Genomic DNA, 25867 nt, shown 5'->3' with positions numbered 1-25867 from the left:
CTGGCCTCTAACACAGTCTTGGAAAGGGTTTGTTAACCAGACTCATAAACACTTTGGCAACGCATGCAATCTAACGGTGAATGGCTATGTCTGTGCAGGGCACCATACTTGTCCTCGACGGGGTTTCGACCAATCGCATTATGCTCAAGGTTCAGCTGACAGCGGCCTGGTACCACGTCGTGCAGGGCGAAAGAGTGGCCGGGCTTGCAGCTCTGCTGCGGCGGGTCCGACCGGATCTGGTTCTGACGGCGCAAACCCTGCCCGATGGAACCGCAGCGGATGTCAAGAAAGTGATGGCGGCAGAGCCCGCGCTGATGGATGTGCCTATTGTCGCAATCACACCGCAAAACGACAAGGCGGCACGGTTGCAGGCGCTGTCGGACGGTTTGGACGACGTTCTCGGATACCCGTTCAAGGATACTCTCTTGCTGGCCCGCGTACGCAGCCTGTTACGCACAACAGCCGACCGGCAGGAACTGACCCTAAAAGGCGAATCTCAGTCCATTGGTTTTGGCGAACCGGCGCAAGTTCTGTTTGCACCGCCACCGATCGCGCAGATCGCGATTCTGACGCAATCCGCCCGCACCGGTACGTTGTGGTGCAAATCTCTGGTTAATCAAACCCGGCACCAACTGACCAGCCACACCCTGCCCGATCTCAAAGGCGTCCTGTCCGGAACGACCCCGGATGCCATTGTTGTTGAGCTTGGCTCGAAGGTCACAGGGCGAAACCTTCTGGCTGATCTGCGGTCGCGCGGAGCGACGCGCAATACCGTTCTCATCGGGGTGCTACCGGATGACAACCCCGCGCGCGCGGCCGAAGTGCTGGACCGAGGAGCCGACGCGGTATGTATGGGGGGCTTTCACTCGGATGAGATCGCGCTGCGGCTCGAGACACTGATCGCCCGCAAGACCCGCGACGACCGCTTGCGCGCAACTTTGCGGAAGGACCTTGCCGAATCTCTGACCGATCCGCTGACCGGCTTGCACAATCGTCGCTATGCGATGCGGGCGCTGGACAGGATCGCGCATCAGGCACCGGGATCAGGTCACGGATTTGCGGTGATGCTCGCCGATCTGGACCACTTCAAAGCAATCAACGACCGGTTCGGTCATGCCGCTGGTGATCTGGTCCTGACCGATGCCGCGCGCAGGCTGCAAGCTGTCATCGGTGAAGCCGGTTTTGTGGCCCGTATCGGCGGCGAGGAATTCATGATCGGGCTCCCGAATGCCACGACGGAACATGCGCTGCAGCAAGCGGAAAGGATCTGCGAATGCATCTGCGGAAAACCGTTCCAGTTGCCCGATCATCCAACGTTGATTCCGGTTACCATCAGCGTGGGAGTTAAACTCTGCGCACCGCCCGAGTTCGCCCGTCAGGATGAGACCGATCCTGTCGATCGAATGATGCGTTCAGCGGACAAGGCACTTTACGCCGCAAAAAAGGCCGGTCGCAATCAGGTGCACATCCGGCAGAGCGCGGCATGAGGATTCAATGCCGCTTTTTGTGCTTGCGCGGGCCGCGCTTGACCACTTCTTCCAGTCTATCCGCATATACTGCGCGCTCTTCATCGTTCATGGCTGAGATTTGGGCCAGCCATTGCTGATGCAGAGCGTTCTGCAAATTCGCGGTGGCCTTGGACTGTTGTTCCAGCAAGGTTTCAACTGCTGCGGGGTCGAAAGGGACATCCCTCAGGGCCTGACTGAGCGCACTGAAATCCTGCTTGCGACGATGCGATCCCTTGCCGCGCAGGTCTGACAGTTCACCACGAAGCGCTTTTCGATCCGACTTAGGCAGAGCGTAATACAAGGCCGGGCCAAATCCGGGTGGCGCGGCCGCAGGACTGTTGCCTTTGAACCGTAGAACTGCGCCCAGGACCACCCCGACAATCAACAAGTTCAGAGCAAGCGAAACGCCCAGAAATATCGGCATCCATTTGCGTTTGTGTGCGGGATTATCGTTCATTCTGCGTCCTCCAGATAGTATTCGTCCAGATTCAGATCGGCCATCAGATAGGTTGTCTCTTGCGAGGTGAAATAGACTACGGGGTCCGGCAAAAAGGTCGGGGCAGAAAACCCGATCCAGACGCCCGCCGCACTGGCAGCCACAAGACCACCCAATCCCTGCCAACCACCAATTCCACGCATCCGCTGCCGCCATGTCCGGCGCTTTGCCGGGACGGCCCGGGTCAGCCGAATGGCTTCGGCATCGGTTTCGATGCGAACGGCAAGATGGTCCGGAAATACATCCCGCGCCTCGCGCGCCTGCGCAAACAGTTGGTCAAGTTCTTTGTCTTGGTCAGCCATGTTCGTACCCCAGTTCATCCCGACGCCCTGCCAATATAGCTGTCAGAGACCGTTTGCCGCGCGCGGTCAGGCTTTCGACCGCCTCGACGGAAATGTCCATGATCCCCGCGATTTCAGGGTTGGACAACTCTTCAATGTGCCGCAAAACCACGGCTTGTCGCTGCCGGTCCGGCAACTGTTGCAACGCGTTCTGCAGCGCATCTTTGCGGGCGGTATCCTGCATCCGATCCACCACACTGGCTGTGCCGTCTTCCGGCTCGGCCACATTTTCCAGCGCATCGGGGCGCTTTTTCCGGCGCAAGTCCACACACAGGTTCAACGTCACTCGATAGAGCCAGGTCGAAAGCTGTGCCTGACCCGGAACCCAATCCGGCGCCATTTTCCACAGACGCATCATCGCCTCTTGCGTCACATCCTCGGCTTCCGCCCGATTTCCGAGCATTCGCAAAGCCAAGGAATAGCTGCGCGGTCCCAGCCGTCCGGTCAGCAGGCGGGCCACAGCTGCATCCCCATCAGCGAACCGGCCCAGCAACGCCTCGTCGCTGGGCTCGGGCACGGCAGAAGATCTGCCGTGCGTCGTGTTCGGGTAAGAGGTCAGATCCTCCATCCCGCATCAGTTGTCGTCGGTATCCGACTTCTGATGCCGCTTGTGCTTCCGACCCATCCTGTCTTTTGCATCCGCATATTCTTGCTCTGAGATCGCCCCATTTCCATCGGCGTCGATACGCTCGAACATCTTGGAGGCACGGCGTGGTTTCGGCAATTCATCTTCGCTGATAAAGCCATCTGAATTTGCGTCGTGCTTTTCAAACATCTTGGTCACACGTGCATTGGCCTTTGTCTGTGCCGCCGCCTGCATTTCCTGAACGCTCAGCTGCCCGTCGCCATTCGCGTCGGCGCCTGTGAATTTCTGATTGCGATGTGCAGCAATCTCGGCCTGTGTCACCTGCCCGTCCCCGTCGGTATCCAGTTCCTGAAACGTAGGGCGCGGACCCTTGGCCAATGCGGAGGTGCCGGTCACGGCAACGGCTGCAAGAACTATGGCCGATATGAAGGTGTTGGTTTTCATTACAAAGTTCCCTGATATGAGCGGCCCTATGCCGCTGTTGATACTTGTTCAAACGCGGCCCGGCCGGGTTTCCGTCGCAACGGGGGCAACTTTTTTCATCCTGCTTGAAAAGCAACCGGAAGCTGATACGCTTCGCTGCATCGCCACAAAGCGACGCACCCCCCTTTTCCGACGGGCTCGATACAGCCTATATCGCCCGAATATAAACGCGCGAGATTGAAATGACTGATCAGACCATTAACAGCTCGGTCGAAGAAGACCGCCCGACAAAACCCGCACTGATGCGTGGGTTCCGCTGCAAATGCCCGAATTGTGGCGAAGGCAAGCTATTGCACAGCTATCTGAAGGTAAATGATAGCTGCTCTGAATGCGGGCAAGAGCTGTTCCATCACCGCGCCGATGATGGCCCGGCCTACCTGACCATTCTGATCGTGGGACACCTGCTGGCGCCTGCGCTGCACGTCTCCTACGTGCACTGGCGGCCTGATCCCTGGGTGATGGCAATAGGTTTCTCGATCGGCTGCATCGCGCTGTCACTGTTTCTTCTACCCCGTCTGAAAGGGGCCGTGGTCGCATATCAGTGGGCGCGCCGGATGCATGGGTTCGGCAAATCCGCATGAGCGCGGACAAAACCGCCATTCGCCACGCCGCCACGGTGATCGTTCTGCGTGACCGGCACAGCGACCCCTCGATCCTGATGGGTCAGCGAGGCGCGAAGGCGGCGTTCATGCCCAACAAATTTGTCTTTCCCGGTGGTGCAGTCGATCCTGCCGACGCGACCATTCCACTGAGCACTCCCTTGCCCGATTTGTGCACTGAGCGTTTGACGCAGCAGTCCGAACCAGACCTGCAAAATGCGCTGGCCGCCGCTGCAATCCGAGAGTTGTGGGAAGAAACCGGGTTGATCCTTGGCCAGCGCGGCGAATGGCAGAGCACCGCGCCATCTGACTGGCAAAGCTTTGCTGCAATGGGGTACCTGCCCTCTGCCGAAGCGCTGCAATTCGTGTTCCGTGCTGTCACACCGCCGGGTCGGCCACGCCGGTTCGATGCCCGGTTCTTTCTGGTCGACGCGGACGCCATTCAGAGTGACCTTGATGATTTCACCCATGCCTCGGACGAATTGTCCCATCTGCAATGGGTCAAAGTCAGCCAGGCGCGTGCGTTCGACCTACCGTTCATAACCGAAGTTGTCCTGGCCGAAGTGGCCGCCCGCGCCTCGGACCCGAACCCGCCGGAGACGGTGCCATTCTTCCTCAACAACGAAGAGGCCAGCCTGTTCCTGCAGCTTCGGGGTTATGAGATGCCCTACGCGGACTAACGCATCCTGCTGACAACCACTGTCACCTCGGGTTTCTTGCCAATCTCGGCCTGAGCCGTCTGACGTGCGATCCGGCGCAAACCTTCTTCCAGCTTGCCGTCATCGCGCAGTGTTTTGGCACCGGCACGCATCAGAAACTGATTCAAATCTTCTTCCAGCACTTCGATCAGCGCAGCGCGAGATGACCCCACCTCGGGCAGACCCATCGTATCGCACCACGGCTCACCCAGCGGTTCATCTTCTTCATCCAGAATGACTGTGACCGTGACATGACCATTCAGCGCCATGCGGATACGATCACGTACCACGCCGTCCAACGCGCCGATCTTGACCGTGCCATCCAGATATGTGCGCCCGGTTTCGACGTAATCCACCACTTTCGGCGCATTACCCGTCAAATCCAGCATGGTGCCGTTCACGGCCAGAATCCCGGTTCGTCCACCCGCTTCGGCCAGTTTGGCGTGTTCGCGCAGGTGGCGATGTTCACCATGCATCGGGATGATCATCTGCGGATCAACCAGCGCATGCACCTTTTCAAGATCAGGACGATTGGCGTGACCCGAGACGTGATAGAGGCCCGAGCTGTCATCGACCACATCCACACCCTTTTCGCTGAGCTGGTTCATGATGCGGATTACACCACGCTCATTTCCGGGGATGGTTTTGGAGGAGAACAGGAACAGATCGCCCTCTTTCGCCTCAAGCCCGCGATATTTGCCGCGCGCCAGTTGTGCACTGGCTGCTCGGCGCTCACCCTGACTGCCAGTAACGATCAGCATCAGATTCTGACGTGGCACATCCAGCGCCTCTTCGGCGCTGATAACTTTGGGAAAGTCGCGGAGAATGCCTGTTTCTGTAGCTGCTTCGATCATCCTACGCATCGCACGGCCCAGCAACACGATCGAACGCCCGGCCCTCTGCCCTGCCTCGGCAAGTGTTTTTACCCGCGCCACGTTCGAGGCGAAGGTGGTCGCAATGACCATGCCGCTGGCATCTTGCACCAGTCGGGTGATCTCGGGTCCGACTTCGGATTCCGAGCGCCCGGGATGGGTTGAGAACACGTTGGTACTGTCGCAGACCAGCGCCTTGACGCCCTGTTTTGCCACCTCGGCCCACAGATCGGGGTCAAATGGTTCTCCCACAACCGGATTGGCATCCAGCTTGAAATCTCCGGTATGTACGACGCGCCCGGCCGGTGAATCGATGACCAGCCCTGCACTTTCGGGGATCGAGTGAGAAACCGGGAGGAAACCGATTGTGAACGGGCCAGCCTTGATTTGCTCGGGCCAGGGCGAAGCTGTACGCACGGCCTCGGTCGGATGGCCGTGCTCCTCCATCTTGCGGCGCGCGATGTTTGCCGTGAAGGCACGCGCATAAACGGGGGCACCCAGCGCCTCATAGCAATGCGCGACCGCACCAACATGGTCTTCGTGCGCGTGGGTGACAAAGACCGCCTCAAGCCGGTCGGCACGCTCTTTCAGCCATGTGATATCGGCGAAGATCAGGTCGACACCGGGCGAGGTATCCATGTCCGGGAAAGCAACGCCGAGGTCCACGAGGATCAACCGCTCTCGCCCCGGCTCCCCATAGCCATATACATAGGCATTCATGCCGATTTCGCCTGCGCCGCCCAGCGGCAAATAGATCAGTCGTTCACTGCTCATGTTGAGCCATTTTCCTTGTTATAGCGATAGATCACGGTCAATCCGTGCATCGTCAGATCGTCTTCGATTGCGTCGAACCCCACATCGGCCTGATCGAACAGCGGCGCAAGCCCACCGGTTCCAACGACTTTCATCGGCAATCCATATTCCGCCTTGATGCGGGCAATAAGCCCTTCGATCAATCCGGAATACCCCCAATACACGCCGGACTGAATACAGCCAACCGTATTGGTTCCAATCACTTTATCGGGGCGGGTTATGTCAATATGCGGCAAGGCCGCCGCGCCCTGATGCAAGGCTTCAAGGCTGAGATTCACTCCGGGTGCGATAACACCGCCGACATATGCGCCATCAGACGACACAACGTCGAAATTGGTAGCTGTCCCAAAGTCGACCACAACCACATCCCCACCATGTCGGTCAAACGCGCCGACGGCGTTGGCCAATCGGTCAGGTCCAGGCACTGTGCCTTCGTCGATGCGCGGATTTACAGGTAACAGACATTCTGGCTTTCCCACCACCAGCGGGCGGCATCCAAAGAAGCGATCCGCAAAGACGCGCAGATTAAATACAACCCGCGGCACGGTCGAGGCGATGACGACATCGGTAATGTCAGCCTCGATCCCATAGTGTTTCACCAGCGTTGAATACCAGGTAAAGTAGGCATCCGCTGTCCGGGCATGGTGCGTCGAAGTGCGTAGGGTGCATAAGAATTCTTCGCCATCCCAGATCGAGAAAACGGTATTGGTATTGCCGCAATCAATCGCCAGAAGCATTTGCGCCCCCTTCAGAAATAGACATCCGCGGCAGGAATGCTGACGCGGCCTTTGGCGGTGTTTAGGACAAGGCTGCCACCCGCGTCTACCGTTTCGAAGGTGCCAACCGTTTCCGACGCTGCGGTACGAGCGGTAATTACCTCTCCCAGTCGCGCTGCGCGGGACAGCCATGCCGTGCGGATCGGCCCGAACCCATAGGTCATGAATTGTGTTTCATAATGGGCATAGGCCGAGGCCAGTTCCACCAAAAAATCTTCAGGGGTGACATCGGCACCGGTTTCCGACAACAAAGACACTGGCCGCACTGCGCCGGGTTCGACGCTGCCAGTATCAGGAGCCTCGGAAAGATTGACCCCGACCCCAATGGCCAAGTGGGAAACACCCCGTCCCTGCCCCGTGCTTTCCAGCAATATACCGGCCAGTTTACCCCCGTTGAGCAATACGTCGTTGGGCCATTTCAGTGACAGACCTGCCGCACGCCCTGTCACAGCGACGCAAGCATCATAAAGTGCCAGGGCAGCAACAAAACTGCGCAGAGCGGCTTGTTCCGGATCTCCGGGTGGACGCATCAGTAAGGTCGCGGCCAGATTGCCCTTGGGGTTGGTCCAGGCACGGCCACGACGTCCGCGCGCAGCGGTCTGGTGATGTGCCATGATCCAGACAGGCCCCGAGGCAGTCGGAGCAAGCCGAGCTGCCTCGTTCAGGGTGCTATCCACCTCCTGCAGTACATGCAAGCCGTATCCCTGCGGCCACTCGCTCATGGCAAAAAGGCCCGGCGCAACGACCGAGCCCCCTTACTGTTCATGGGTTTGGTATCAGTTGACAAGCGTTGTCGCCGCTGCAGCCGCAGCGCCTTCGATTCCAAATTGATAGAACACACCGATCAGCATCAGTGCAGCAGACCCCATCAGAGCACCCCACAAAACGGGCGTCGAGCGGGTTTCAATCGGATCTTCATTTTCGGCCCCGAAATACATATAGAATACGATCCGCAGATAGTAGAACGCACCGATGACCGAGGCGATGGCTGATGCGATAACCAGACCGGTCAACCCGGCCTCAACACCAGCTTGCCAAACGCCGAATTTGGCGAAAAATCCCAGCATTGGGGGCACGCCTGCAAGGCTGAACATCAGGATCAGCACGGCCAGAGCTTTCCCCGGATCCCGTTTCGAATACTGCCGCAGGGCATCGATATCTGTTACCGGTTTGCCGTCACGCTCCATCATCAGGATGAATGCGAAGGTGCCGATGTTCATCGTCACATAAATCGCCAGATACATCAGCATAGCCTTGACGCCCATCTCGGTACCAGCAGCCAAACCAATCAGCGCATAGCCCATATGTGCAATCGACGAGAAGGCCATCAGACGTTTGATGTCGCGCTGCCCGATCGCTGCAACTGCGCCCAACAGCATCGACAGAACTGACAGCAGCACGATCACCTGCTGCCAATCTTTGACCACGCCGCCAAACGCATCGTGCAAGACACGCGCGAACAGGGCCATTGCAGCCACTTTCGGGGCAGTAGCGAAGAACGCGGTGATCGGAGTTGGCGAGCCCTCATACACATCCGGCGTCCACATGTGGAAAGGTACGGCAGAGACTTTGAATGCAAGGCCCGAGATCAGCAGAACCAGCCCGAACAGCAGGCCAAGCGATACATCGTCGTGATGAACCGTTTGGATGATGCCCGAGAACAGAGTGGTCCCGGTAAAACCATAGATCAGCGATGCACCATACAGCAGCAGGCCCGAACTGAGCGCACCCAGCACAAAATATTTCAGGCCAGCCTCGGTCGATTTGGCACTATCCCGACGCAGCGCGGCAACGACGTAGAGCGACAGGGATTGCAGTTCTAGCCCCATATAGAGCGACATCAAATCGCCCGCGCTGACCATCATCATCATACCGACAGACGCCAGCGCCACCAAAAGCGGATATTCAAAGCGTAACAGGCCGCGGCGCGCCATGTAGTCCTGGCTCATCAGCAACACAGCGGCAGCAGAGAGCAGGATGGCGACCTTGGCGAACCGGGCAAAGCCGTCATCCACGAACATGCCATTGAAAGCCACGTTTGTGCCGTCACCATTGGTCGCGATCCAGATCGCCAGCAACGCCATCAGCCCCGCCGTTGTCCAGACCAAAACCGGCGCCAGCCCGTCTTTGGTGGTATAGACAGCCCCGATCAGCGCCGCCATCGCATAGATCGCCAGTACGATTTCCGGCATGATAATTGTCAGATCAGCCTGGATCATGTCTCCAAAGCCTCCTTAATGCGATGCGGCTGACTGGTTCGCGGTCTCAGCCGCGGCCAGAGCCGTGTCATAGTTCGAAATCAACGCAGCCGTCGAATTGCCGATCACATCCGTCACCAGCGACGGATAAACACCCAGCAAGATCGTCATCACGATCAGCGGAGCAAAGATCAGCCGCTCGCGCGAGCTCATGTCGGTGATGGCCTTGAGGCTTTCTTTGATCAGATCACCAAAGACCACGCGGCGATAGAGCCACAGCGCATAGCCAGCCGAGAAGATCACTCCGGTCGCGGCTACTGCGGTCACCCAGGTGTTAACCTGAAACGCTCCCATCAATGTCAGGAACTCACCGATAAACCCGCTTGTGCCCGGCAGACCGACATTGGCCATGGTGAACAGCATGAAGACCAGCGCATAGGCGGGCATCCGGATCACCAGACCTCCGTACGCCTCGATATCGCGGGTGTGCATCCGGTCATAGATCACACCAACACACAGAAAGAGTGCCGCCGAAATGAACCCGTGGCTGAGCATCTGGAAAATTGCCCCGTCGATGCCCTGTTGGTTTGCCGCAAAAATCCCCATGGTCACAAAGCCCATATGCGCCACCGAAGAGTATGCGATCAGCTTCTTCATGTCCTCCTGCACCAGCGCGACCAAAGAGGTGTAGACAACCGCGATGGCTGACATCCACAGCACCACGTCGGTCATCACCGCCGAACCCACAGGGAACATCGGAAGGCTAAAGCGCAGGAAACCATAACCGCCCATCTTCAACAGGATCGCTGCCAGCACGACCGAACCCGCCGTTGGCGCTTGAACGTGTGCATCCGGCAACCAGGTGTGCACCGGCCACATTGGCATCTTCACCGCGAAGCTGGCAAAGAAGGCGATGAACATCAGCGTCTGCATCCCTCCAACGATGTAGATACCCAGTACGCTGAACCCTTCGGACGAGAACTGATGGCTCATCAGTGCCTCTATATCCGCGGTGCCCGCATCGGAATACATTGCCACCATCGCAACCAGCATCAGAACTGAGCCGAGGAAGGTGTAGAGGAAGAACTTGAAGCTGGCATAAATCCGGTTCGCCCCGCCCCAGATGCCGATGATCAGGAACATCGGGATCAGGCCGGCCTCGAAGAAAAGATAGAACAACACCAGATCCAGCGCCATGAAAACGCCCAGCATCAGCGTTTCCAACAACAGGAAGGCGATCATGTACTCTTTGACGCGATCTTCGACGTTCCAACTGGCCAGAATGGTCAGTGGCATGATGAAAGTCGTCAGAAGCACGAACAGAACGCTGATCCCGTCCACACCCATCTTGTATTTCAGGCCCATAAGCCATTCGCCTTCTTCCACCATCTGGAAGCCGGTGTTTGACGGATCAAAGCCGGTATAGATGCCGATCGAAACCAGGAAGGTCACGGTCGTCGCTACCAGCGCCACCCATTTGGCATTGCGCTGCGCGGCTGCGTCCTCACCATGCAGGAACAGGGCCAGAATGCCTGCTGCGATGGCGGGGATGAAGGTGACAATAGATAAGATATTGTCCATTAGTGTGCGCCTCCGCCGATCGACATCCAGGTGACAAGGGCGGCTATGCCCAAGACCATCCAGAAGGCGTAAGTAAAGATGTAACCAGTCTGCGCTTTCCCTGCGAGGCGGGTGAAGAAGGGCACAACGCCCATGGAAACGCCATTCAGGAAGCCGTCAATCGTGTTGCCGTCACCGCGTTTCCAAAGGAAGCGGCCCAGTGCCAAGGTCGGTTTGACGAAGATCGCGTCGTAGATCTCGTCAAAGTACCATTTGTTCAGCAGGAACAGGTACAGCGGACGCTGGTTTGCGGCCAGACGCGCTGGCAGAGAGGTGTTCACGATGTAGAACCAGTAGGCCACAATGAACCCAAGCAGCATGGCCACGAAAGGCGAAACCTTAACCCATTTCGGGGCCGCATGTGCATCATCCAGCACGTGATTGTCCGGTGCCATATAGAGCGCACCTTCACCCGGCTCACCCGCAAAGACATAGTGATGATCTCCGCCATCCGCATCTTTTTCATCATGAGCAGCTTCATCGGCATGGCTGTCATCCGTGTGGCCATCGTCGGCATGGCTATCCTCACCATGCGAAGTATCTGCCGCAGCATGATCGGCGGCCTCGGCATGTTCAGAAGCTTCTGCCACCGGGATGCCGTAGAACTTGCCGACCTTGTCCGCATGGCCAAAGAAGTTACCGTACCAGATCATCCCGGCAAACACCGCGCCCAGCGAAAGAACTCCCAGCGGTACCACCATGGTCATCGGGCTTTCATGCGCGTGCTCATGCGTATGCTTGTCGCCGCGCTCTTCGCCAAAGAAGGTCAGGAAAATCAGACGCCAGCTGTAGAATGACGTAAACATCGCCGCGATCACCAACATCCAGAATGCGTAACCTGTGCCGCCTGCAAATGCGCTTTCTATGATAGCGTCTTTCGACAGGAACCCGGCAAAGCCGATCTGGGTCAACGGGATCCCAACCCCCGTGATTGCCAGCGTTCCGATCATCATCGCCCAGAAGGTATAGGGAATTTTTTTCCGCAGCCCCCCGTATTCGGTCATCTCCTGCTCGTGATGCATTGCGTGGATCACCGAACCGGCACCGAGGAACAACAACGCTTTGAAGAACGCGTGTGTCAGCAGGTGGAACATCGCGGCCGAGTACATGCCAACACCCGCGGCTACGAACATGTAGCCCAACTGGGAGCAGGTCGAATAGGCAATTACACGCTTGATGTCGGTCTGCACCAGACCCACGGTCGCAGCAAAGAACGCGGTCGAGGCCCCAAGGAAGGTGATGAACCCGGTGGCACCTGGCGCGAACTCCATCAACGGCGACATGCGGCAGATAAGGAATACACCCGCCGTCACCATGGTTGCAGCATGGATCAGCGCCGACACAGGCGTTGGGCCTTCCATCGCGTCCGGCAACCAGGTGTGCAGGATCAACTGCGCTGATTTACCCATCGCCCCGATGAACAGCAGAACACAGATCACTTCGATGGCGGTCCACTCACCCCACAGGAAGTGCAGTTTCTCTTCTGCCAGCGCCGGAGCGGAGGCAAAAATGTCCGAGAAATTGATGCTGTCAGTCAGGAAGAACAGCGCGAAGATTCCAAGCGCAAAACCAAAGTCGCCGACCCTGTTGACGATGAAGGCTTTCATCGCGGCGGCGTTGGCTGACGGTTTGCGATAATAGAACCCAATCAGCAGATATGAGGCAACACCCACGCCTTCCCAGCCAAAGAACATCTGAACCAGATTGTCTGCCGTCACCAGCATCAGCATCGCGAAGGTAAAGAAGGACAGATAGGCAAAGAACCGTGGCTTATAGCTTTCGCCCTCGCGCCATTGCGGATCGTGGTCCATATAGCCGAAGGAATACAAGTGCACGAGCGCTGAGACGGTCGTCACCACGATCAGCATGATCGCAGTCAATCGATCCAGACGCACCGCCCAGCTTGTCGACAACGACCCGCTTTCGATCCAGCGCATGATCTCGATTTGCTGAGTGTGGCCGTCGAATGTCAGGAAAACGATCCAGCTGAGCAGACAGGCCAGAAACAGCAGACCCGTGGCCGTCCACATGGCGGCCTTCTCACCAATAAATCGCCAGCCAAACCCGCAAAGCAGCGCGCCCACCAGCGGGGCAAAGAGGATGGTGGTTTCCATGTTCTCTTACCCCTTCATCATATTGACGTCTTCAACCGCGATGGTGCCACGGTTGCGGAAGAAGCAGACCAGAATGGCCAGACCGATCGCCGCCTCGGCCGCCGCCACGGTCAACACGAACAGCGTGAACACCTGCCCGACCAGATCGCCGAGGAAGCTGGAAAACGCCACAAGGTTGATATTCACCGCCAGCAGCATCAGTTCGATGCTCATCAGCAAGATGATGACGTTCTTGCGGTTCAGGAAGAGACCGAAGATGCCGATGACGAACAGCGTCGCCGCGACCGTAAGATAGTGTTCAAGTCCGATCATCGTCCTAAAGTCCCTGCCCCGGTTTCACGTCTTTCAGTTCCATCGCCTTGGCCGGGTCGCGCATCATCTGGCCGATGATGTCCTGACGCTTGATGTCCTTGCGGTGGCGCAACGTCAGCACGATAGCGCCGATCATCGCCACCAGCAGGATCAGACCCGCAAGCTGGAACAGAAGGAAGTATTGATCATAAAGGATGACACCCAACGCCTCGGTGTTGTGGCGGTCTGCCGGGACCGGCTGCGCCAGATTGGCCGCCACGCCCTCTGCGCTGTCCCATGCTCCGAAGGCCATGACAAGCTGCATCAGAATGACCAGACCAATCAGCAGGGCCAGCGGCATATAGCGCGCCATCTCGGCCTTGAGCTCGGCAAAGTCCACGTCCAGCATCATCACCACGAACAGGAACAGAACCGCGACCGCGCCGACATAGACGATGATCAGCAGCATCGCCACGAACTCGGCCCCCAGTAGAACGAACAGCCCCGCCGAGGAGAGAAAGGACAGGATCAGCCACAGCACCGAGTGCACCGGCTGACGGCTGATCACCGTGAACAGCCCACCGGTGATGGCGCTGATGGCAAACAGGTAGAAGGCAAAGACGGTCATTGATCCTCATCCTCGTTATCGCCCATGACCTCTTGCGCCAAATCCAGCGCGCGGGTCATGGCCGGGATGCCGGCGAACACCGACATCTGGCCGATCGTTTCCACGATCTCTTGTTTCTTGGCCCCGGCTTCCAGAGCGTGACGCACGGTCTGACGCACTGCGGCATCCGCCTGAGCGCCCTGACAGGTCAACCCGGCCAGCGTCAGCAGAAGGCGAGTCTTGGCGTCCAGCCCGTCTTTGTTGACGGTGTTGCCGAACATCATCTCCATGACCTCTTTGGGCATGGTGGGCCACAGCGCCTCAAACCCTTTGGGCGAGAAATTCTCCATCGCCGGGTTCATCGCCTTGGCCATGTCCTGCGCCTGCTTCATCATCAGCTCGAACGGATTTTGGGGCGTGTCACTCATCTGTACGGCGCGTCCATTTCAAGATTGCGGGCGATCTCGGCTTCCCAACGTTCGCCGTTGTCGAGCAATTTTTCCTTGTCGTAGAACAGCTCTTCGCGGGTCTCGGTGGCGAATTCAAAGTTCGGGCCCTCAACGATGGCATCGACCGGGCAGGCCTCTTGGCAGAAGCCGCAATAGATGCACTTGGTCATGTCGATGTCATAGCGCGTGGTGCGGCGACTGCCGTCTTCGCGCGGTTCGGCGTCGATTGTGATGGCTTGCGCCGGGCAGACGGCCTCGCACAGCTTGCAAGCAATGCAGCGCTCTTCGCCGTTTGGATAGCGGCGCAGAGCGTGTTCACCCCGGAAACGCGGGGACAGAGGGCCTTTTTCGTGCGGGTAGTTGATCGTGGCTTTGGGGGCGAAGAAATACTTCATCCCCAGTTTGAAGCCGACCCAGAAGTCCTGCAGCAGGAAGTATTTGGCGGCGCGGGTATAGTCGATTTGAGTCATATCAGCCTCCTACGCTCCAACGGGCGAATGCGCCCCAGAACCAGTCGAATTTCGCCGCAAAGGCCACAAAGACCACCCAAGCGAGCGAGAATGGCAGGAACACCTTCCAACCCAGACGCATCAGCTGGTCGTAGCGGTAGCGGGGTGTGATGGCCTTGACCATCGCGAACAGGAAGAAGAAGAATGCCATCTTGCCGACCATCCACAAGACGCCATCGGGCAGACCCGGGATCGGGGACAGCCAGCCACCAAAAAACAGCAGCGTGGTCAGGGCGCACATCAGGAAGATGGCGATGTATTCACCCGCCATGAACAGCAGGAACATGGTGGCAGAGTACTCCACCTGATACCCGGCCACGAGTTCCGATTCCGCTTCCGGCAGGTCGAACGGCGGGCGGTTGGTTTCGGCGAGTGCTGAGATGAAGAACAGGAAGACCATCGGGAAATGCGGCAACCAGTACCAGCCGAAGAAGCCGTATCCGGTGTCTTGCGCGCCCACGATCGCGCCGAAATTCATCGATCCGGTCGATATGATCACGCCAATGATGATCAAACCAATGGACACTTCGTATGAGATCATCTGAGCCGCAGACCGCAGTGACCCAAGGAATGGGTACTTTGAGTTCGACGCCCAGCCGCCCATGATCACGCCGTACACCTCAAGCGAGGAGACAGCAAAAACATAAAGCACAGCCACGTTCAGATCGGACAAAACCCAGCCGTCGTTGAAGGGGATCACCGCCCAGGCGATTAGCGACAGGACAAAGCTGGTCAATGGGGCCAGAATGAACACGGCCCGGTCAGCCCCGGCCGGGATCACGACCTCTTTGACCACATATTTCAGGGCATCCGCCACCGATTGCAGAATGCCGTATACGCCCACCACGTTGGGGCCACGGCGCATCTGAACCGCCGCCCAGATCTTGCGGTCGCCATAGACAAGGAACAACAGCGAGATCATCACAAAGGCAACAACAGCAAGCACTTGTGCCAGTATGATGATAGCTATTCCGCCTGGGGTGTTAAAGAATTCAGCCATTGGTCCTCACACCGTGGGTATTCCGTTTTCCGCGCGCGATGCTAAGGCCAGAAGCCTGCGCATAGTGCGGCTGGGTCGGCGCGTTGGTGTAAACAGCATCTGCTGCCATTGCGCCACCCTTAATCTCAGGTTTCACACGCGTTTTGGGCGCGGCTATCTGCCGCCCGGCAGCCGCGTTTGTCTGCGATATGAAACAGTATTGGGTCATTCCGCCGCGATCTTCTCAGACTTGCGCGCCTGAGCCTGCGCCGAAAGCTCGGCCATAAGTTGCGAGGCGCGTGCAATCGGATTGGTCAGATAGAAATCTTTGACGACATTGCGGAAAGTCGCCTTGCCCAATGGTCCTGCGTCCAGAGCCTGAACATCATTCTCGATCACTTCATCAATACGCGACAGGTGCGGGATCGTCTCGATCAGTGCCGTGCGGAGTTGCGCGAGTGAATCATAAGGTAACGTGGCACCCAGCTCAGCAGACAGGGCCCGCAAGATTGCCCAGTTTTCCTTGGCCTCACCCGGAGCAAATCCGGCACGCATGGCAAGTTGCGGACGGCCTTCCGTGTTCACAAACAGGCCGTTTTCCTCGGTATAGGCAGCGCCCGGCAGGATCACGTCGGCGCGATGCGCGCCCCTGTCACCGTGGCTGCCCTGATAGATAACGAAGGCACCCTCGCCGATCTCGACCTCATCCGCGCCGAGGTTATAGATCACATCCGCCGCACTGACGGCTTCCATGCCGCCTTCGTTGGTGGCATCTATATCCATCGCGCCCACGCGAGACGCAGCGGTGTGCAGAACGATCAGACCGCTTTCTGTATTCGTTGCAATGGTTTGTGCAGCTGCAAGAACCGCAGCGCCATCAGCCTCTTGCAGGGCACCCTGCCCGATGATGACCAACGAGCGTTTGCCTTTGATTTCATCATCACCGCCCATGTCAACGACCTGTTGCAACGCGGTGCGGTCGTTGCCCACATGGTGATAGTCATAGGTCAAATCGACCGCAGGCCCGACCAGTGCGACCTCGGCCCCGTGCGCCCACGCTTTGCGGAGGCGTGCGTTCAGAACCGGCGCTTCGTCGCGCGGATTGGTGCCGATCAGAAGTATCCGTTCCGCGTGATCGACATCTTCAATCGCAGCGGTACCGACATAGGCCGCACGGTTGCCCGCAGGCAAGCGCGCACCATCCGTGCGACATTCAACAAACCCGCCCTGCCCTTCGATCATCTGCTTCAACGCAAAGATAGCTTCGACCGGGGCAAGATCGCCCACGATACCAGCGGGCTTTTCAGCCGCTTTCAACGCCGTTGCGGCTTTGGTCAGAGCTTCAGGCCAAGAGGCCGGGCGCAACTTGCCGTTTTCACGCACATATGGCTTGTCCAGACGTTGACGACGCAGCCCATCCCAAACAAAGCGGGTTTTGTCGCTGATCCATTCCTCGTTTACGCCGTCATGGTTTCGCGGCAGGAAACGCATCACTTCGCGGCCTTTGGTGTCCACACGAACGTTCGAGCCCAGAGCATCCATCACATCGATGCTCTCGGTTTTGGTTAGCTCCCAAGGGCGGGCAGTAAAGGCGTATGGTTTTGAGGTCAGAGCCCCAACCGGACATAAGTCGATGATGTTGCCCTGCAGGTTCGAATCCAGGGTCTGGTTCAGATACGAAGTGATCTCGGAATCTTCCCCACGCCCGGTCTGACCCATCTGAGTGATCCCGGCGACCTCGGTCGTGAAACGCACACAGCGGGTGCAACTGATGCAACGAGTCATCGCAGTGCCGACCAGCGGACCAAGGTCCAGATCGTCCACTGCGCGCTTGGCTTCTTTGAAGCGCGAACCGGACACGCCATAGGCCATCGCTTGGTCCTGAAGATCGCACTCGCCACCCTGATCGCAGATCGGGCAATCCAGCGGGTGGTTGATGAGCAGGAACTCCATCACCCCTTCGCGGGCCTTCTTGACCATGGGCGAGTTCGTTTTGACCACCGGCGCCTGCCCTTCCGGACCCGGACGCAAGTCGCGCACCTGCATCGCGCAGGATGCGGCGGGTTTCGGAGGGCCGCCCACGACCTCGACCAGGCACATCCGGCAGTTGCCGGCAATCGACAGACGCTCGTGATAGCAGAAGCGCGGCACCTCGACCCCGGCCTGTTCGCAAGCCTGGATCAGAGTCATCGCACCATCGACTTCTATTTCCTGCCCGTCGATATTGACTTTGCGGAGGTCAGACATGGTCTAGTTCGCCCTCAAATACACGCCGATGGCGCTGTTTCTTTCAATTTCCTTCCGCCCCAGCGTGCAGAAAGATTCAGGGTTGTCATAGGACACGCCGTTCTGGGCAAGGTAATCCTTTCCCTTGGCGCGCATACGATCCTTTTCGGCATCCGAATCCACATAGGCCCGGATTTCAGTGTCCGAGTACCCAAGATTGTTCGCTTTGGACTTCAGTCCCCATATCACTCCGATCGCCTTCAGACGGCGCCCGCTGATCGACGGGCAGTGTTTCGAAATCTCATTTGCGATGGCGATGTAGTAGAGTTCATTGTCGATCTCTTTGACATCCCTCAAGGGCGGCTTGGCTTCGGCCAGAACTGGGATGGAGATCACACATATCGCGGCAACCAATCTTACAACAGACATGACTTTTCCTTTCGTCTTGGGTTGCCCAAGACGATGGGTCGCGCGTCTGCTATGCAATAACAGACCGCAGATCCTGCCGTGATATGCGATACGGTGGCTCATGGTCGTTGGCAGCTACCGGCAAAGTTCAGTTTGTCGTTTTCAATACGCAGCTTCTGAGGTTCGGTGTCCGGACCAACCTTCCACGCTATTCTGGACGATCCGAAATTTTCGATGCAGAATTTAGTCCCCTCATAGCGGCCCGCCTCGCGGGCGCCGTCAAGCGACTGCGAGACGCCGTTCACCGTAACAGTGAACTCGGTGGGCGCAGCCTTCTTGTTCACGTGCTTGGCATTCGCACGAAAGAAAATGCCGTCAAACGCCACCCGTGTTGCCTTTGAAGGCGCGTTGCCGCAGGCAGACACAAGCAAGCTTGCCGCCAATACCGTCGTCGCCGCGTATTTATAATTCGCCATTATGGCCACTCCTGTTTCGTGGCTGGCGCCAGTGGCATCCGGCAAAGCACGAGGGGGTTGAATACACAATCATCCCTCTCACTCCGCCGCGACCTGTACGCAACGATTGTCGCGCCACTTGCTGGCCTGTTTCAATTCCGCCCATCCAAAGGCATCTACGCCGGGACCTTCCGAACGCAACTGCTCGAGACGGTTCAGCGCTTCTTGCAAACTGGGTTGATGACCCTCGGGCACCCACCACATGACAAAATGCTGTTCGCCCAGTATCTCGAACCAGTCGTGCCGACGCTCGTAAAACTGTTTGTGGATGGTTCCCCAAACGAACTTCTCAAGGCTGGCAACATCTTTCCAGACGGTCAGGTTGGCGACAACCTGCGGGTCGCTCCCGATGTTGTTCTCTGTATTACCTGTTCCCGGCTCGCCCGACCCTTCCATCATCCAGACAAAGCCAGGCATCCGCTTACCCAGCCCATTGACGCGATCGAGGTTGGCCATGAATTCAGCCACCCGTGGATCGTCGGTCGGAGCCAACAAGCGACCGACATTCAACTCGGCCAGATGATATCCTTCAGGTTGGATCAAAACGCAGCCACCAGTGCGATAAGCCCAAGAATAACCATGCAGGCCCACCCAACCACATACGTCACAGATCGCAACCCGCTATGCGGCGTGCCGATCCCGCGCAGGTGAATCACCAGCATCGCAATACGTGCCAACAACGCTACGCTTGCCAGTAGATTTACCCAGAACGGGCTTACCCCCAACAGGATCGCGGCAACTGTGACGGCCAAATAGGCTGGCAGTGTCTCGGTTCCGTTCAGATAGGCGCGATTCAGGCGATAGGCCTTATCCGCATAGTCCTGTTCCGGAGTAGCCCCCGGTGCCAACCCCTTGCCAGCCTTGGCAAGCGCCGAGAACGGAGACATGAACAAGATGATCAGCGTAAAGATCACCATTGAGGCAATTGCATGAGAATATTCAGCATAGATTTCCATCAGATCTACTCCGCCGCCATCGCGCCCATACGGCCCGATTTCTGAGCTTTGATGCGATCCTCAATCTCCTCGCGGAAGTTGCGGATCAGGCCCTGGATCGGCCAGGCGGCTGCGTCACCCAGCGCACAGATGGTGTGACCTTCGACCTGTTTGGTCACGTCAAACAGCATGTCAATCTCTTCCAGCTCGGCCTCACCGCGTACCAGTCGGTCCATCACACGCATCATCCAGCCGGTGCCCTCGCGGCAAGGTGTGCACTGGCCGCAGCTTTCATGCTTGTAGAACTTGGACAACCGCCAAATTGCCTTGATGATATCGGTAGACTTATCCATCACGATCACCGCAGCGGTGCCCAGTCCCGAGCCCAGTTCGCCGCGCAGATAGTCAAAATCCATGATTGCATCGCGCATATTCTCACCGCGGACACATGGAACAGACGAGCCTCCGGGGATTACTGCCAGCAGATTGTCCCAGCCGCCACGAATGCCGCCGCAATGGGTCTCGATCAGGTCTTCAAAGGAAATCGACATCGCCTCTTCGACGACACAGGGGTTGTTCACGTGTCCCGAGATCGCAAACAGTTTGGTACCGGCGTTATTCTGGCGACCAAAGCCCGCAAACCAATCCGCACCCCGGCGCAGTATGGTCGGCACAACGGCAATCGATTCCACGTTGTTCACCGTGGTCGGGCAGCCATACAGCCCCGCCCCTGCCGGAAACGGAGGTTTCATCCGCGGCATGCCTTTTTTGCCCTCAAGGCTTTCGATCAGGGCAGTTTCCTCACCGCAGATATAGGCCCCGGCCCCGTGATGCAGGAACAGGTCGAAATCCCAGCCTGAACCCGCAGCATTCTTACCCAGCAGGCCCGCGTCATAGGCTTCGTCAATCGCGGCCTGCAGCGCTTCACGCTCACGGATGTACTCGCCCCGCAGGTAGATATAGCAGGTATGCGCATTCATTGCGAAGGACGCGATCAGGCAGCCCTCGATCAGCGTATGGGGATCGTGGCGCATGATCTCGCGGTCTTTACACGTACCAGGCTCGGATTCATCCGCGTTCACCACCAGATATGATGGGCGCCCATCGCTTTCCTTGGGCATGAACGACCATTTCAGACCGGTCGGGAATCCCGCGCCACCACGGCCACGAAGGCCCGAGTCCTTCATCGTCTGGATGATCCAGTCGCGCCCGTTGCCAATCAGGCCAGCAGTGCCGTCCCAATGCCCGCGGGCCTGCGCGCCACCCAGCGTACGCTCGTGCATCCCGTAGATGTTGGTAAAGATCCGGTCCTGATCCTTCAGCATCATTCGTAACCTTCAGCTGTCCTGACGCATACGCCAGAGTTGAAATATGTTGACGCCCGCATAGATGAATCCCGCAAGAGCAGCGAAATCAAATAGCAGCGCGTGTCGCGTCGTTAGTCCCAGCGCGGGACCAATGAACAGATTCATGGCAAGCCAAAACAGCATGGTCACGGCGATGACGACCCCGATATGACGGCCCTTGTGGGCTATGGCCTGTTCCTTGTCCCTATTCATCTCGTCCTAATGCCCCAAACGGGCACCCGTTTAATCCTTGTACGTGCCATCTTCCTTGGCACGTTTGGCAAACTCGGTTTCCTCACCTGTCGCCAGCTTCGCCGCTTGTTCGATCCATCCGTCCCGTTCGATCCGGCCCTTGAACTTCAGGCGTGCGTCGACCCATGCCACATGATCCGGTGTCCATGCTGCAATCTGGTCGTAATGGTAAAAGCCCAGCTCGTTCAGCGTCTCTTCCAGCTTCGGGCCTACGCCTTTCAGCATTTTCAGATCATCAGGCTTGCCATCCCGCGCACCAGTCAGCGTTTCTGGCTGTTTTTCCTTAGCTGCTTTCGCTTCTGCGGCCTGCTTCACCGCAGGTTTCGCAGGCGCCGGGGCTTTAGGCGGCTTCGGCGCGGTCTTAGTCGCAGCCGCTTTGCCATCCTTGCCCAGCCACGGCGTCAGGATCGGAACCTCGGTTCCGTCGATGCGCTTGACGGAATCGCCCAAATCGGTGGCAAGCTGGACGCTTGCGTTATACTGCGTTCTGCCGCTGTCATACTCTGTAAGACTGGTCAGGCCTTTTAAGGGTTCAGCCGCATAGCGCCCGTTTTGCGGACCAGGGGTTGGCACTTGGCCAGTCACCAGATCATCGAGAATCTTGCCAAAGCTCTCGGTGGTCAGGTCTTCGTAGTAATCCTTGCCAATCTGCGCCATCGGCGCGTTGGTGCAGGACCCGAGGCATTCGACCTCTTCCCAACTCAGCTTGCCATCCGCAGACAGCTCATGTGGTTTAGCGGCAATCTTTTCCTTACAAACCGCGATCAGATCCTCAGCCCCACAGATCATGCAGGATGTCGTGCCGCAAACCTGAATATGCGCCACTGAGCCAACCGGCTGCAGCTGGAACATGAAATAGAACGAGGCCACCTCAAGCACACGAATATAGGCCATGCCCAGCAGATCGGCGACGGATTCAATCGCCGGACGGCTCAACCAGCCTTCTTGTTCCTGCGCGCGCCACAGCAACGGGATCACCGCGCTGGCCTCACGGCCCTCAGGGTACTTCGTGATCTGCGCTTCGGCCCATTGCTGGTTTGCAGCGGTAAAGGCAAAGCTTTCGGGTTGTTCGGGGTAAAGACGGCGGAGCATTAGCGGTCAATCTCTCCAAATACGACGTCCATGGTGCCGATGATGGCGGCGACGTCGGCCAGTTGGTGCCCTCCGGCAACGTAGTCCATGGCTTGCAGGTGCAGGAAGCCCGGCGCACGCAGTTTGGCGCGATAAGGCTTGTTGGTGCCATCGGCGACCAGATAAACGCCGAACTCGCCCTTGGGGGCCTCGACGGCGGCATAGACCTCGCCCGCGGGGACGTGGAAGCCTTCGGTGTACAGCTTGAAGTGGTGGATCAAGCTTTCCATCGAAGTCTTCATGTCCGAGCGTTTCGGCGGTGTGATCTTGCCACGCGCCAGAACATCACCGGGGCAGTCGCGGATTTTGGCGATGGCCTGACGGATGATCAGCAGGGATTGGCGCATCTCTTCCATGCGGACAAGGTAGCGGTCATAGCAGTCGCCATTCTTGCCGACGGGGATTTGGAATTCGAACTCGTCATAGCATTCATAGGGTTGCGCACGGCGCAGGTCCCATGCCAGACCCGACCCACGCACCATCACGCCCGAGAAGCCATATTTCTGAATGTCATCCTCGGTCACGACGCCAATATCGGCGTTGCGCTGTTTGAAGATGCGGTTTTCAGTCAGCAGACCATCAATGTCATCCAGTATGGCAGGGAACTCGTGGCTCCACGTCTCGATATCGTCCAGCAGTTCCGGCGGCAGGTCCTGATGAACCCCACCCGGACGGAAATATGCTGCGTGCAGTCGGGCACCACAGGCGCGCTCATAGAACACCATCAGCTTTTCGCGCTCTTCAAAACCCCAAAGCGGCGGGGTCAGCGCGCCGACGTCCATCGCCTGTGTGGTCACGTTCAGCAGGTGGTTCAGGATGCGCCCGATCTCGGAATACAGTACCCGGATCAGCGAACCCCGGCGAGGTACTTCAACGCCGGTCAGCTTTTCGATGGCCAGACACCAGGCATGTTCCTGGTTCATCGGCGCCACATAATCCAGACGGTCGAAATACGGCAGGTTCTGCAGATACGTCCGGCTTTCCATCAACTTTTCGGTGCCACGATGCAGCAGGCCGATATGCGGATCGCAACGTTCGACAATCTCACCGTCCAGCTCAAGTACAAGACGCAGAACCCCGTGCGCCGCAGGGTGTTGCGGGCCGAAGTTAATGTTGAAATTGCGGATTTTTTGTTCTCCGCTCAGCGCGTCCGAGCTGCCATCATCATATCTTGAGCCGTCCATCAACGCCCTCGTTTCTTCTTCGCTTCGGCCCGAACCCGGACCTTTTCCGCCTCAGCCGCTTTCGCCGCAGCCCCGGCCAGCAGAACACCTAATGCGCCCAGAATGATCAATTCACCCATCATGTCAGCGACGCTCCAACTCTTGCAGTTTGATCCCGACCCACCACAGCAAAGCGATCGTGCCAAAGGGAATCAGACAAAGCAGGCACCAGTATTTGTTGATCCCGAAAAACGGCAAAATCTTCACCATCGGAATGATGGTCAGCGCAGAAAGGATCAGCCACCAGATGCCACCCATTATTCGGTCTCCTGTTTCTCATCCCCCGGAAGAATGTAGTTCGCACCTTCCCACGGGGACATGAAATCAAACTGACGGTATTCCTGCACCAGTGACACGGGCTCATAGACCACGCGCTTTTGCGCCTCGTCATAGCGGACCTCGGTATAACCGGTGGTTGGAAAGTCTTTGCGTAGTGGATGGCCGCGGAACCCGTAGTCCGTCAGAATACGCCGCAGGTCCGGGTGCCCCGAGAACAGGATACCGAACATGTCGAACACCTCACGCTCGAACCAGTTGGCCGAGGGGTGTACGTCGACAATCGAGGGCACCATGTCATCCTCGCGGATCGAGACCCGCAGGCGGATGCGCTGGTTCTGGTACATCGACAGGAAGTGATACACCACGTCGAACCGCTTGGCCCTCTCGGGGTAGTCTACGCCGGTGATATCAACCAGCGACGAAAACTGGCAATTTCGGTCGGATTTCAGGAACTCAATAAATTCCACCAAGTTCGACGGTGCAACATCGACATTCAGCTCTCCATGGGTCACATCCCATGACAGGACGCAATCAGCCCGCTTCAGTTCCAGTTGAGTGCCGAGTTCTTTGAGTGCTTCGCTCATCTGCCCTCTCCTCAGCGTACGATGGTGCCGGTGCGGCGAATTTTGCGTTGCAACTGCATGAGACCGTACAGCAATGCCTCAGCCGTCGGAGGGCACCCGGGCACGTAGATATCTACAGGCACAACGCGGTCACAGCCGCGTACAACCGAATAGGAATAGTGATAATACCCACCACCATTCGCGCAGGAGCCCATCGAGATCACATAACGCGGCTCGGGCATCTGGTCGTAGACCTTGCGCAGCGCAGGGGCCATTTTGTTGGTCAGCGTACCGGCGACAATCATCACGTCCGACTGTCGCGGAGAGGCGCGCGGCGCGATGCCGAAACGTTCCGCGTCGTAACGCGGCATCGAGGTATGCATCATCTCAACCGCGCAGCAGGCCAGACCAAAAGTCATCCAGTGCAAGCTGCCGGTGCGGGCCCAGTTGATGATGTCTTCGGTCGAGGTCAGCAGAAAGCCTTTGTCCTGCAGCTCGGCATTCAGGGCCTGGGTGGCGACTTCTTTGTCGACGCCTGCGGTGTTTGCACCCGTCATCACTCCCATTCCAGGGCCCCTTTCTTCCATTCATAGGCAAAGCCAATGGTCAGAACGCCCAGAAACACCATCATGGACCAGAAGCCTGTGTCGCTGATGTCCTTAAAGCCGACGGCCCAAGGGAACAGGAAGGCGATTTCCAGATCGAAGATGATGAAAAGAATCGCAACCAGATAGAATCGGACATCGAACTTCATCCGGGCATCGTCGAACGCATTGAAACCACATTCATATGCGCTGACTTTTTCAGGGTCTGGATTACGGACGGCAAGCACCACAGCAGCGAGAATCAAGACGATTCCAAGGCCTACGGCGACGGCCAGAAACACCAGGATCGGGAGGTACTCCCGCAACAGGTCTTCCACGTATAGCTCCTTTCCTGCGCATGTCCCGCAAGGGTGCGCCGTCAATTGGCGAGTTGACTGGACATTCTCTATCCCTGTGGGGTCAGAGGGTCAACCGAACAGAAACGCGCAGTGGGGCATTATTGCAA

Annotated in this window: 33 protein-coding genes; 3 read left to right on the top strand and 30 right to left on the bottom strand. The window is 57.8% G+C overall.

The annotated features are described in order from the left end of the window. The first annotated feature begins 86 nt into the window (after nt 1-86). Nucleotides 87-1487 carry a diguanylate cyclase gene (locus tag BLU89_RS01085; RefSeq protein WP_083347661.1) on the top strand — a complete coding sequence of 467 codons (1401 nt, stop codon included), beginning with the start codon at nt 87-89 and terminating at the stop codon, nt 1485-1487. 4 nt (nt 1488-1491) lie between these two features. On the opposite strand, the gene BLU89_RS01080 is transcribed toward BLU89_RS01085, so the two are convergent. From BLU89_RS01080 to BLU89_RS01065, 4 genes are read right to left on the bottom strand one after another with little or no spacing between them, the layout of a single operon-like run. Further along, nucleotides 1492-1965, bottom strand: coding sequence for a periplasmic heavy metal sensor (locus tag BLU89_RS01080; protein WP_074733751.1), 474 nt, complete (start codon nt 1963-1965; stop codon nt 1492-1494). Continuing rightward, complete coding sequence (locus BLU89_RS01075; protein WP_074733749.1) at nt 1962-2306, bottom strand: hypothetical protein; 345 nt, start codon at nt 2304-2306, stop codon at nt 1962-1964. The genes BLU89_RS01080 and BLU89_RS01075 overlap by 4 nt, the downstream gene beginning before the upstream one ends. Beyond that, nucleotides 2299-2913, bottom strand: coding sequence for an RNA polymerase sigma factor (locus BLU89_RS01070; RefSeq protein ID WP_074733747.1), 615 nt, complete (start codon nt 2911-2913; stop codon nt 2299-2301). The genes BLU89_RS01075 and BLU89_RS01070 overlap by 8 nt, the downstream gene beginning before the upstream one ends. A 6-nt stretch (nt 2914-2919) precedes the next feature. Continuing rightward, the gene (locus BLU89_RS01065) at nt 2920-3375 is read right to left on the bottom strand and encodes an EF-hand domain-containing protein (protein ID WP_074733745.1); all 456 of its coding nucleotides are present in this window, start codon (nt 3373-3375) and stop codon (nt 2920-2922) included. Between the two features lie 221 nt (nt 3376-3596). Between BLU89_RS01065 and BLU89_RS01060 the strand changes: the two genes are divergently transcribed. Both BLU89_RS01060 and BLU89_RS01055 read left to right on the top strand, forming a co-directional pair. Further along, on the top strand, nt 3597-3995 hold the full coding sequence (locus tag BLU89_RS01060) for a DUF983 domain-containing protein (RefSeq protein WP_074733743.1): 399 nt from the start codon (nt 3597-3599) through the stop codon (nt 3993-3995). Further along, nucleotides 3992-4693, top strand: coding sequence for an NUDIX hydrolase (locus BLU89_RS01055; protein WP_074733741.1), 702 nt, complete (start codon nt 3992-3994; stop codon nt 4691-4693). The genes BLU89_RS01060 and BLU89_RS01055 overlap by 4 nt, the downstream gene beginning before the upstream one ends. Here BLU89_RS01055 and BLU89_RS01050 read toward each other — a convergent pair. From BLU89_RS01050 to BLU89_RS00935, 26 genes are all read right to left on the bottom strand, one after another. After that, nucleotides 4690-6357, bottom strand: a complete 1668-nt coding sequence (locus BLU89_RS01050) for a ribonuclease J (RefSeq protein WP_074733739.1) — start codon at nt 6355-6357, stop codon at nt 4690-4692. The genes BLU89_RS01055 and BLU89_RS01050 overlap by 4 nt on opposite strands. Next, complete coding sequence (locus tag BLU89_RS01045) at nt 6354-7133, bottom strand: type III pantothenate kinase (RefSeq protein WP_074733738.1); 780 nt, start codon at nt 7131-7133, stop codon at nt 6354-6356. Before BLU89_RS01045 ends, BLU89_RS01050 begins: the two co-directional genes overlap by 4 nt. Before the next feature lie 11 nt (nt 7134-7144). Beyond that, nucleotides 7145-7894: a biotin--[acetyl-CoA-carboxylase] ligase gene (locus BLU89_RS01040; RefSeq protein ID WP_074733736.1), complete on the bottom strand. Its 750-nt coding sequence runs from the start codon at nt 7892-7894 to the stop codon at nt 7145-7147. A 54-nt stretch (nt 7895-7948) separates the two neighbouring features. Next, nucleotides 7949-9391 (bottom strand): NADH-quinone oxidoreductase subunit NuoN, encoded by a 1443-nt coding sequence (gene nuoN / locus BLU89_RS01035; protein ID WP_074733734.1) that lies wholly within the window; start codon nt 9389-9391, stop codon nt 7949-7951. Between the two features lie 15 nt (nt 9392-9406). Beyond that, on the bottom strand, nt 9407-10951 hold the full coding sequence (locus BLU89_RS01030) for an NADH-quinone oxidoreductase subunit M (protein WP_074733732.1): 1545 nt from the start codon (nt 10949-10951) through the stop codon (nt 9407-9409). Further along, nucleotides 10951-13104: an NADH-quinone oxidoreductase subunit L gene (nuoL, locus tag BLU89_RS01025; protein ID WP_074733731.1), complete on the bottom strand. Its 2154-nt coding sequence runs from the start codon at nt 13102-13104 to the stop codon at nt 10951-10953. The genes BLU89_RS01030 and nuoL overlap by 1 nt, the downstream gene beginning before the upstream one ends. 6 nt (nt 13105-13110) lie before the next feature. Next, nucleotides 13111-13416 (bottom strand): NADH-quinone oxidoreductase subunit NuoK, encoded by a 306-nt coding sequence (gene nuoK / locus BLU89_RS01020; protein WP_005984024.1) that lies wholly within the window; start codon nt 13414-13416, stop codon nt 13111-13113. 4 nt (nt 13417-13420) lie between these two features. Then, nucleotides 13421-14023, bottom strand: coding sequence for an NADH-quinone oxidoreductase subunit J (locus BLU89_RS01015; RefSeq protein WP_074733729.1), 603 nt, complete (start codon nt 14021-14023; stop codon nt 13421-13423). Next, on the bottom strand, nt 14020-14430 hold the full coding sequence (locus tag BLU89_RS01010; protein ID WP_074733728.1) for a carboxymuconolactone decarboxylase family protein: 411 nt from the start codon (nt 14428-14430) through the stop codon (nt 14020-14022). Before BLU89_RS01010 ends, BLU89_RS01015 begins: the two co-directional genes overlap by 4 nt. After that, entirely contained in the window at nt 14427-14921 is a 495-nt protein-coding gene (nuoI, locus tag BLU89_RS01005) for an NADH-quinone oxidoreductase subunit NuoI (RefSeq protein ID WP_074733726.1), read from the bottom strand. Before nuoI ends, BLU89_RS01010 begins: the two co-directional genes overlap by 4 nt. Before the next feature lies 1 nt (nt 14922). Beyond that, nucleotides 14923-15960, bottom strand: a complete 1038-nt coding sequence (gene nuoH, locus BLU89_RS01000) for an NADH-quinone oxidoreductase subunit NuoH (RefSeq protein WP_074733724.1) — start codon at nt 15958-15960, stop codon at nt 14923-14925. Continuing rightward, nucleotides 15953-16168: a hypothetical protein gene (locus BLU89_RS00995; protein ID WP_074733722.1), complete on the bottom strand. Its 216-nt coding sequence runs from the start codon at nt 16166-16168 to the stop codon at nt 15953-15955. The genes nuoH and BLU89_RS00995 overlap by 8 nt, the downstream gene beginning before the upstream one ends. After that, nucleotides 16165-18186 (bottom strand): NADH-quinone oxidoreductase subunit NuoG, encoded by a 2022-nt coding sequence (nuoG, locus tag BLU89_RS00990; protein ID WP_074733720.1) that lies wholly within the window; start codon nt 18184-18186, stop codon nt 16165-16167. The genes BLU89_RS00995 and nuoG overlap by 4 nt, the downstream gene beginning before the upstream one ends. Before the next feature lie 3 nt (nt 18187-18189). Next, nucleotides 18190-18594, bottom strand: coding sequence for a DUF5333 domain-containing protein (locus BLU89_RS00985; protein ID WP_074733719.1), 405 nt, complete (start codon nt 18592-18594; stop codon nt 18190-18192). Between the two features lie 98 nt (nt 18595-18692). Further along, nucleotides 18693-19049: a hypothetical protein gene (locus tag BLU89_RS00980; RefSeq protein WP_074733717.1), complete on the bottom strand. Its 357-nt coding sequence runs from the start codon at nt 19047-19049 to the stop codon at nt 18693-18695. Nucleotides 19050-19127: 78 nt separating this feature from the next. Then, entirely contained in the window at nt 19128-19631 is a 504-nt protein-coding gene (locus BLU89_RS00975; protein WP_074733716.1) for a DUF3291 domain-containing protein, read from the bottom strand. Beyond that, on the bottom strand, nt 19628-20044 hold the full coding sequence (locus BLU89_RS00970) for an MAPEG family protein (RefSeq protein ID WP_074733714.1): 417 nt from the start codon (nt 20042-20044) through the stop codon (nt 19628-19630). The genes BLU89_RS00975 and BLU89_RS00970 overlap by 4 nt, the downstream gene beginning before the upstream one ends. 5 nt (nt 20045-20049) lie before the next feature. Then, nucleotides 20050-21348: an NADH-quinone oxidoreductase subunit NuoF gene (nuoF, locus tag BLU89_RS00965; RefSeq protein WP_074736266.1), complete on the bottom strand. Its 1299-nt coding sequence runs from the start codon at nt 21346-21348 to the stop codon at nt 20050-20052. Between the two features lie 12 nt (nt 21349-21360). Then, nucleotides 21361-21582, bottom strand: coding sequence for a DUF5337 domain-containing protein (locus BLU89_RS00960; RefSeq protein WP_074733712.1), 222 nt, complete (start codon nt 21580-21582; stop codon nt 21361-21363). Nucleotides 21583-21612: 30 nt separating this feature from the next. After that, nucleotides 21613-22713 carry an NADH-quinone oxidoreductase subunit NuoE gene (nuoE, locus tag BLU89_RS00955; RefSeq protein ID WP_074733711.1) on the bottom strand — a complete coding sequence of 367 codons (1101 nt, stop codon included), beginning with the start codon at nt 22711-22713 and terminating at the stop codon, nt 21613-21615. Then, nucleotides 22713-23936, bottom strand: a complete 1224-nt coding sequence (locus BLU89_RS00950) for an NADH-quinone oxidoreductase subunit D (protein ID WP_176797643.1) — start codon at nt 23934-23936, stop codon at nt 22713-22715. The genes nuoE and BLU89_RS00950 overlap by 1 nt, the downstream gene beginning before the upstream one ends. Beyond that, complete coding sequence (locus BLU89_RS21870; RefSeq protein ID WP_257599041.1) at nt 23936-24058, bottom strand: hypothetical protein; 123 nt, start codon at nt 24056-24058, stop codon at nt 23936-23938. The genes BLU89_RS00950 and BLU89_RS21870 overlap by 1 nt, the downstream gene beginning before the upstream one ends. 1 nt (nt 24059) lies before the next feature. Continuing rightward, the gene (locus tag BLU89_RS21470; protein WP_176797642.1) at nt 24060-24233 is read right to left on the bottom strand and encodes a hypothetical protein; all 174 of its coding nucleotides are present in this window, start codon (nt 24231-24233) and stop codon (nt 24060-24062) included. After that, nucleotides 24233-24838 (bottom strand): NADH-quinone oxidoreductase subunit C, encoded by a 606-nt coding sequence (locus BLU89_RS00945; protein WP_074733708.1) that lies wholly within the window; start codon nt 24836-24838, stop codon nt 24233-24235. The genes BLU89_RS21470 and BLU89_RS00945 overlap by 1 nt, the downstream gene beginning before the upstream one ends. An 11-nt stretch (nt 24839-24849) precedes the next feature. After that, nucleotides 24850-25383: a NuoB/complex I 20 kDa subunit family protein gene (locus BLU89_RS00940; protein ID WP_010442777.1), complete on the bottom strand. Its 534-nt coding sequence runs from the start codon at nt 25381-25383 to the stop codon at nt 24850-24852. Then, entirely contained in the window at nt 25374-25739 is a 366-nt protein-coding gene (locus tag BLU89_RS00935; RefSeq protein WP_074733706.1) for an NADH-quinone oxidoreductase subunit A, read from the bottom strand. Before BLU89_RS00935 ends, BLU89_RS00940 begins: the two co-directional genes overlap by 10 nt. Nucleotides 25740-25867: the final 128 nt, after the last annotated feature.

It is taken from the genome of Ruegeria halocynthiae (genome assembly GCF_900106805.1).
Taxonomy (GTDB): domain Bacteria; phylum Pseudomonadota; class Alphaproteobacteria; order Rhodobacterales; family Rhodobacteraceae; genus Ruegeria; species Ruegeria halocynthiae.
This window is presented reverse-complemented; position numbering and strand designations above follow the sequence as displayed.

Excerpts from the sequence above, each read along its gene's own strand:
- BLU89_RS01085 (WP_083347661.1), top strand. The coding sequence starts at position 87 with ATGTCTGTGCAGGGCACCATACTTGTCCTCGACGGGGTTTCGACCAAT.
- BLU89_RS01050 (WP_074733739.1), bottom strand. The coding sequence starts at position 6,357 with ATGAGCAGTGAACGACTGATCTATTTGCCGCTGGGCGGCGCAGGCGAA.
- nuoG (WP_074733720.1), bottom strand. The coding sequence starts at position 18,186 with ATGTCTGACCTCCGCAAAGTCAATATCGACGGGCAGGAAATAGAAGTC.
- nuoE (WP_074733711.1), bottom strand. The coding sequence starts at position 22,713 with ATGCTCCGCCGTCTTTACCCCGAACAACCCGAAAGCTTTGCCTTTACC.
- BLU89_RS01055 (WP_074733741.1), top strand. The coding sequence starts at position 3,992 with ATGAGCGCGGACAAAACCGCCATTCGCCACGCCGCCACGGTGATCGTT.
- BLU89_RS00985 (WP_074733719.1), bottom strand. The coding sequence starts at position 18,594 with ATGTCTGTTGTAAGATTGGTTGCCGCGATATGTGTGATCTCCATCCCA.
- nuoL (WP_074733731.1), bottom strand. The coding sequence starts at position 13,104 with ATGGAAACCACCATCCTCTTTGCCCCGCTGGTGGGCGCGCTGCTTTGC.
- BLU89_RS01030 (WP_074733732.1), bottom strand. The coding sequence starts at position 10,951 with ATGGACAATATCTTATCTATTGTCACCTTCATCCCCGCCATCGCAGCA.
- BLU89_RS00960 (WP_074733712.1), bottom strand. The coding sequence starts at position 21,582 with ATGAATAGGGACAAGGAACAGGCCATAGCCCACAAGGGCCGTCATATC.
- nuoH (WP_074733724.1), bottom strand. The coding sequence starts at position 15,960 with ATGGCTGAATTCTTTAACACCCCAGGCGGAATAGCTATCATCATACTG.
- BLU89_RS00980 (WP_074733717.1), bottom strand. The coding sequence starts at position 19,049 with ATGGCGAATTATAAATACGCGGCGACGACGGTATTGGCGGCAAGCTTG.
- nuoK (WP_005984024.1), bottom strand. The coding sequence starts at position 13,416 with ATGATCGGACTTGAACACTATCTTACGGTCGCGGCGACGCTGTTCGTC.
- BLU89_RS00950 (WP_176797643.1), bottom strand. The coding sequence starts at position 23,936 with ATGGACGGCTCAAGATATGATGATGGCAGCTCGGACGCGCTGAGCGGA.
- BLU89_RS00945 (WP_074733708.1), bottom strand. The coding sequence starts at position 24,838 with ATGAGCGAAGCACTCAAAGAACTCGGCACTCAACTGGAACTGAAGCGG.
- BLU89_RS21870 (WP_257599041.1), bottom strand. The coding sequence starts at position 24,058 with ATGATGGGTGAATTGATCATTCTGGGCGCATTAGGTGTTCTGCTGGCC.
- BLU89_RS01075 (WP_074733749.1), bottom strand. The coding sequence starts at position 2,306 with ATGGCTGACCAAGACAAAGAACTTGACCAACTGTTTGCGCAGGCGCGC.
- BLU89_RS01015 (WP_074733729.1), bottom strand. The coding sequence starts at position 14,023 with ATGACCGTCTTTGCCTTCTACCTGTTTGCCATCAGCGCCATCACCGGT.
- nuoI (WP_074733726.1), bottom strand. The coding sequence starts at position 14,921 with ATGACTCAAATCGACTATACCCGCGCCGCCAAATACTTCCTGCTGCAG.
- BLU89_RS01045 (WP_074733738.1), bottom strand. The coding sequence starts at position 7,133 with ATGCTTCTGGCGATTGATTGCGGCAATACCAATACCGTTTTCTCGATC.
- BLU89_RS01065 (WP_074733745.1), bottom strand. The coding sequence starts at position 3,375 with ATGAAAACCAACACCTTCATATCGGCCATAGTTCTTGCAGCCGTTGCC.
- BLU89_RS01010 (WP_074733728.1), bottom strand. The coding sequence starts at position 14,430 with ATGAGTGACACGCCCCAAAATCCGTTCGAGCTGATGATGAAGCAGGCG.
- BLU89_RS21470 (WP_176797642.1), bottom strand. The coding sequence starts at position 24,233 with ATGGGTGGCATCTGGTGGCTGATCCTTTCTGCGCTGACCATCATTCCG.
- BLU89_RS00970 (WP_074733714.1), bottom strand. The coding sequence starts at position 20,044 with ATGGAAATCTATGCTGAATATTCTCATGCAATTGCCTCAATGGTGATC.
- BLU89_RS01080 (WP_074733751.1), bottom strand. The coding sequence starts at position 1,965 with ATGAACGATAATCCCGCACACAAACGCAAATGGATGCCGATATTTCTG.
- nuoN (WP_074733734.1), bottom strand. The coding sequence starts at position 9,391 with ATGATCCAGGCTGATCTGACAATTATCATGCCGGAAATCGTACTGGCG.
- BLU89_RS00940 (WP_010442777.1), bottom strand. The coding sequence starts at position 25,383 with ATGGGAGTGATGACGGGTGCAAACACCGCAGGCGTCGACAAAGAAGTC.
- nuoF (WP_074736266.1), bottom strand. The coding sequence starts at position 21,348 with ATGCTGAAGGATCAGGACCGGATCTTTACCAACATCTACGGGATGCAC.
- BLU89_RS01060 (WP_074733743.1), top strand. The coding sequence starts at position 3,597 with ATGACTGATCAGACCATTAACAGCTCGGTCGAAGAAGACCGCCCGACA.
- BLU89_RS01070 (WP_074733747.1), bottom strand. The coding sequence starts at position 2,913 with ATGGAGGATCTGACCTCTTACCCGAACACGACGCACGGCAGATCTTCT.
- BLU89_RS00995 (WP_074733722.1), bottom strand. The coding sequence starts at position 16,168 with ATGACCCAATACTGTTTCATATCGCAGACAAACGCGGCTGCCGGGCGG.
- BLU89_RS01040 (WP_074733736.1), bottom strand. The coding sequence starts at position 7,894 with ATGAGCGAGTGGCCGCAGGGATACGGCTTGCATGTACTGCAGGAGGTG.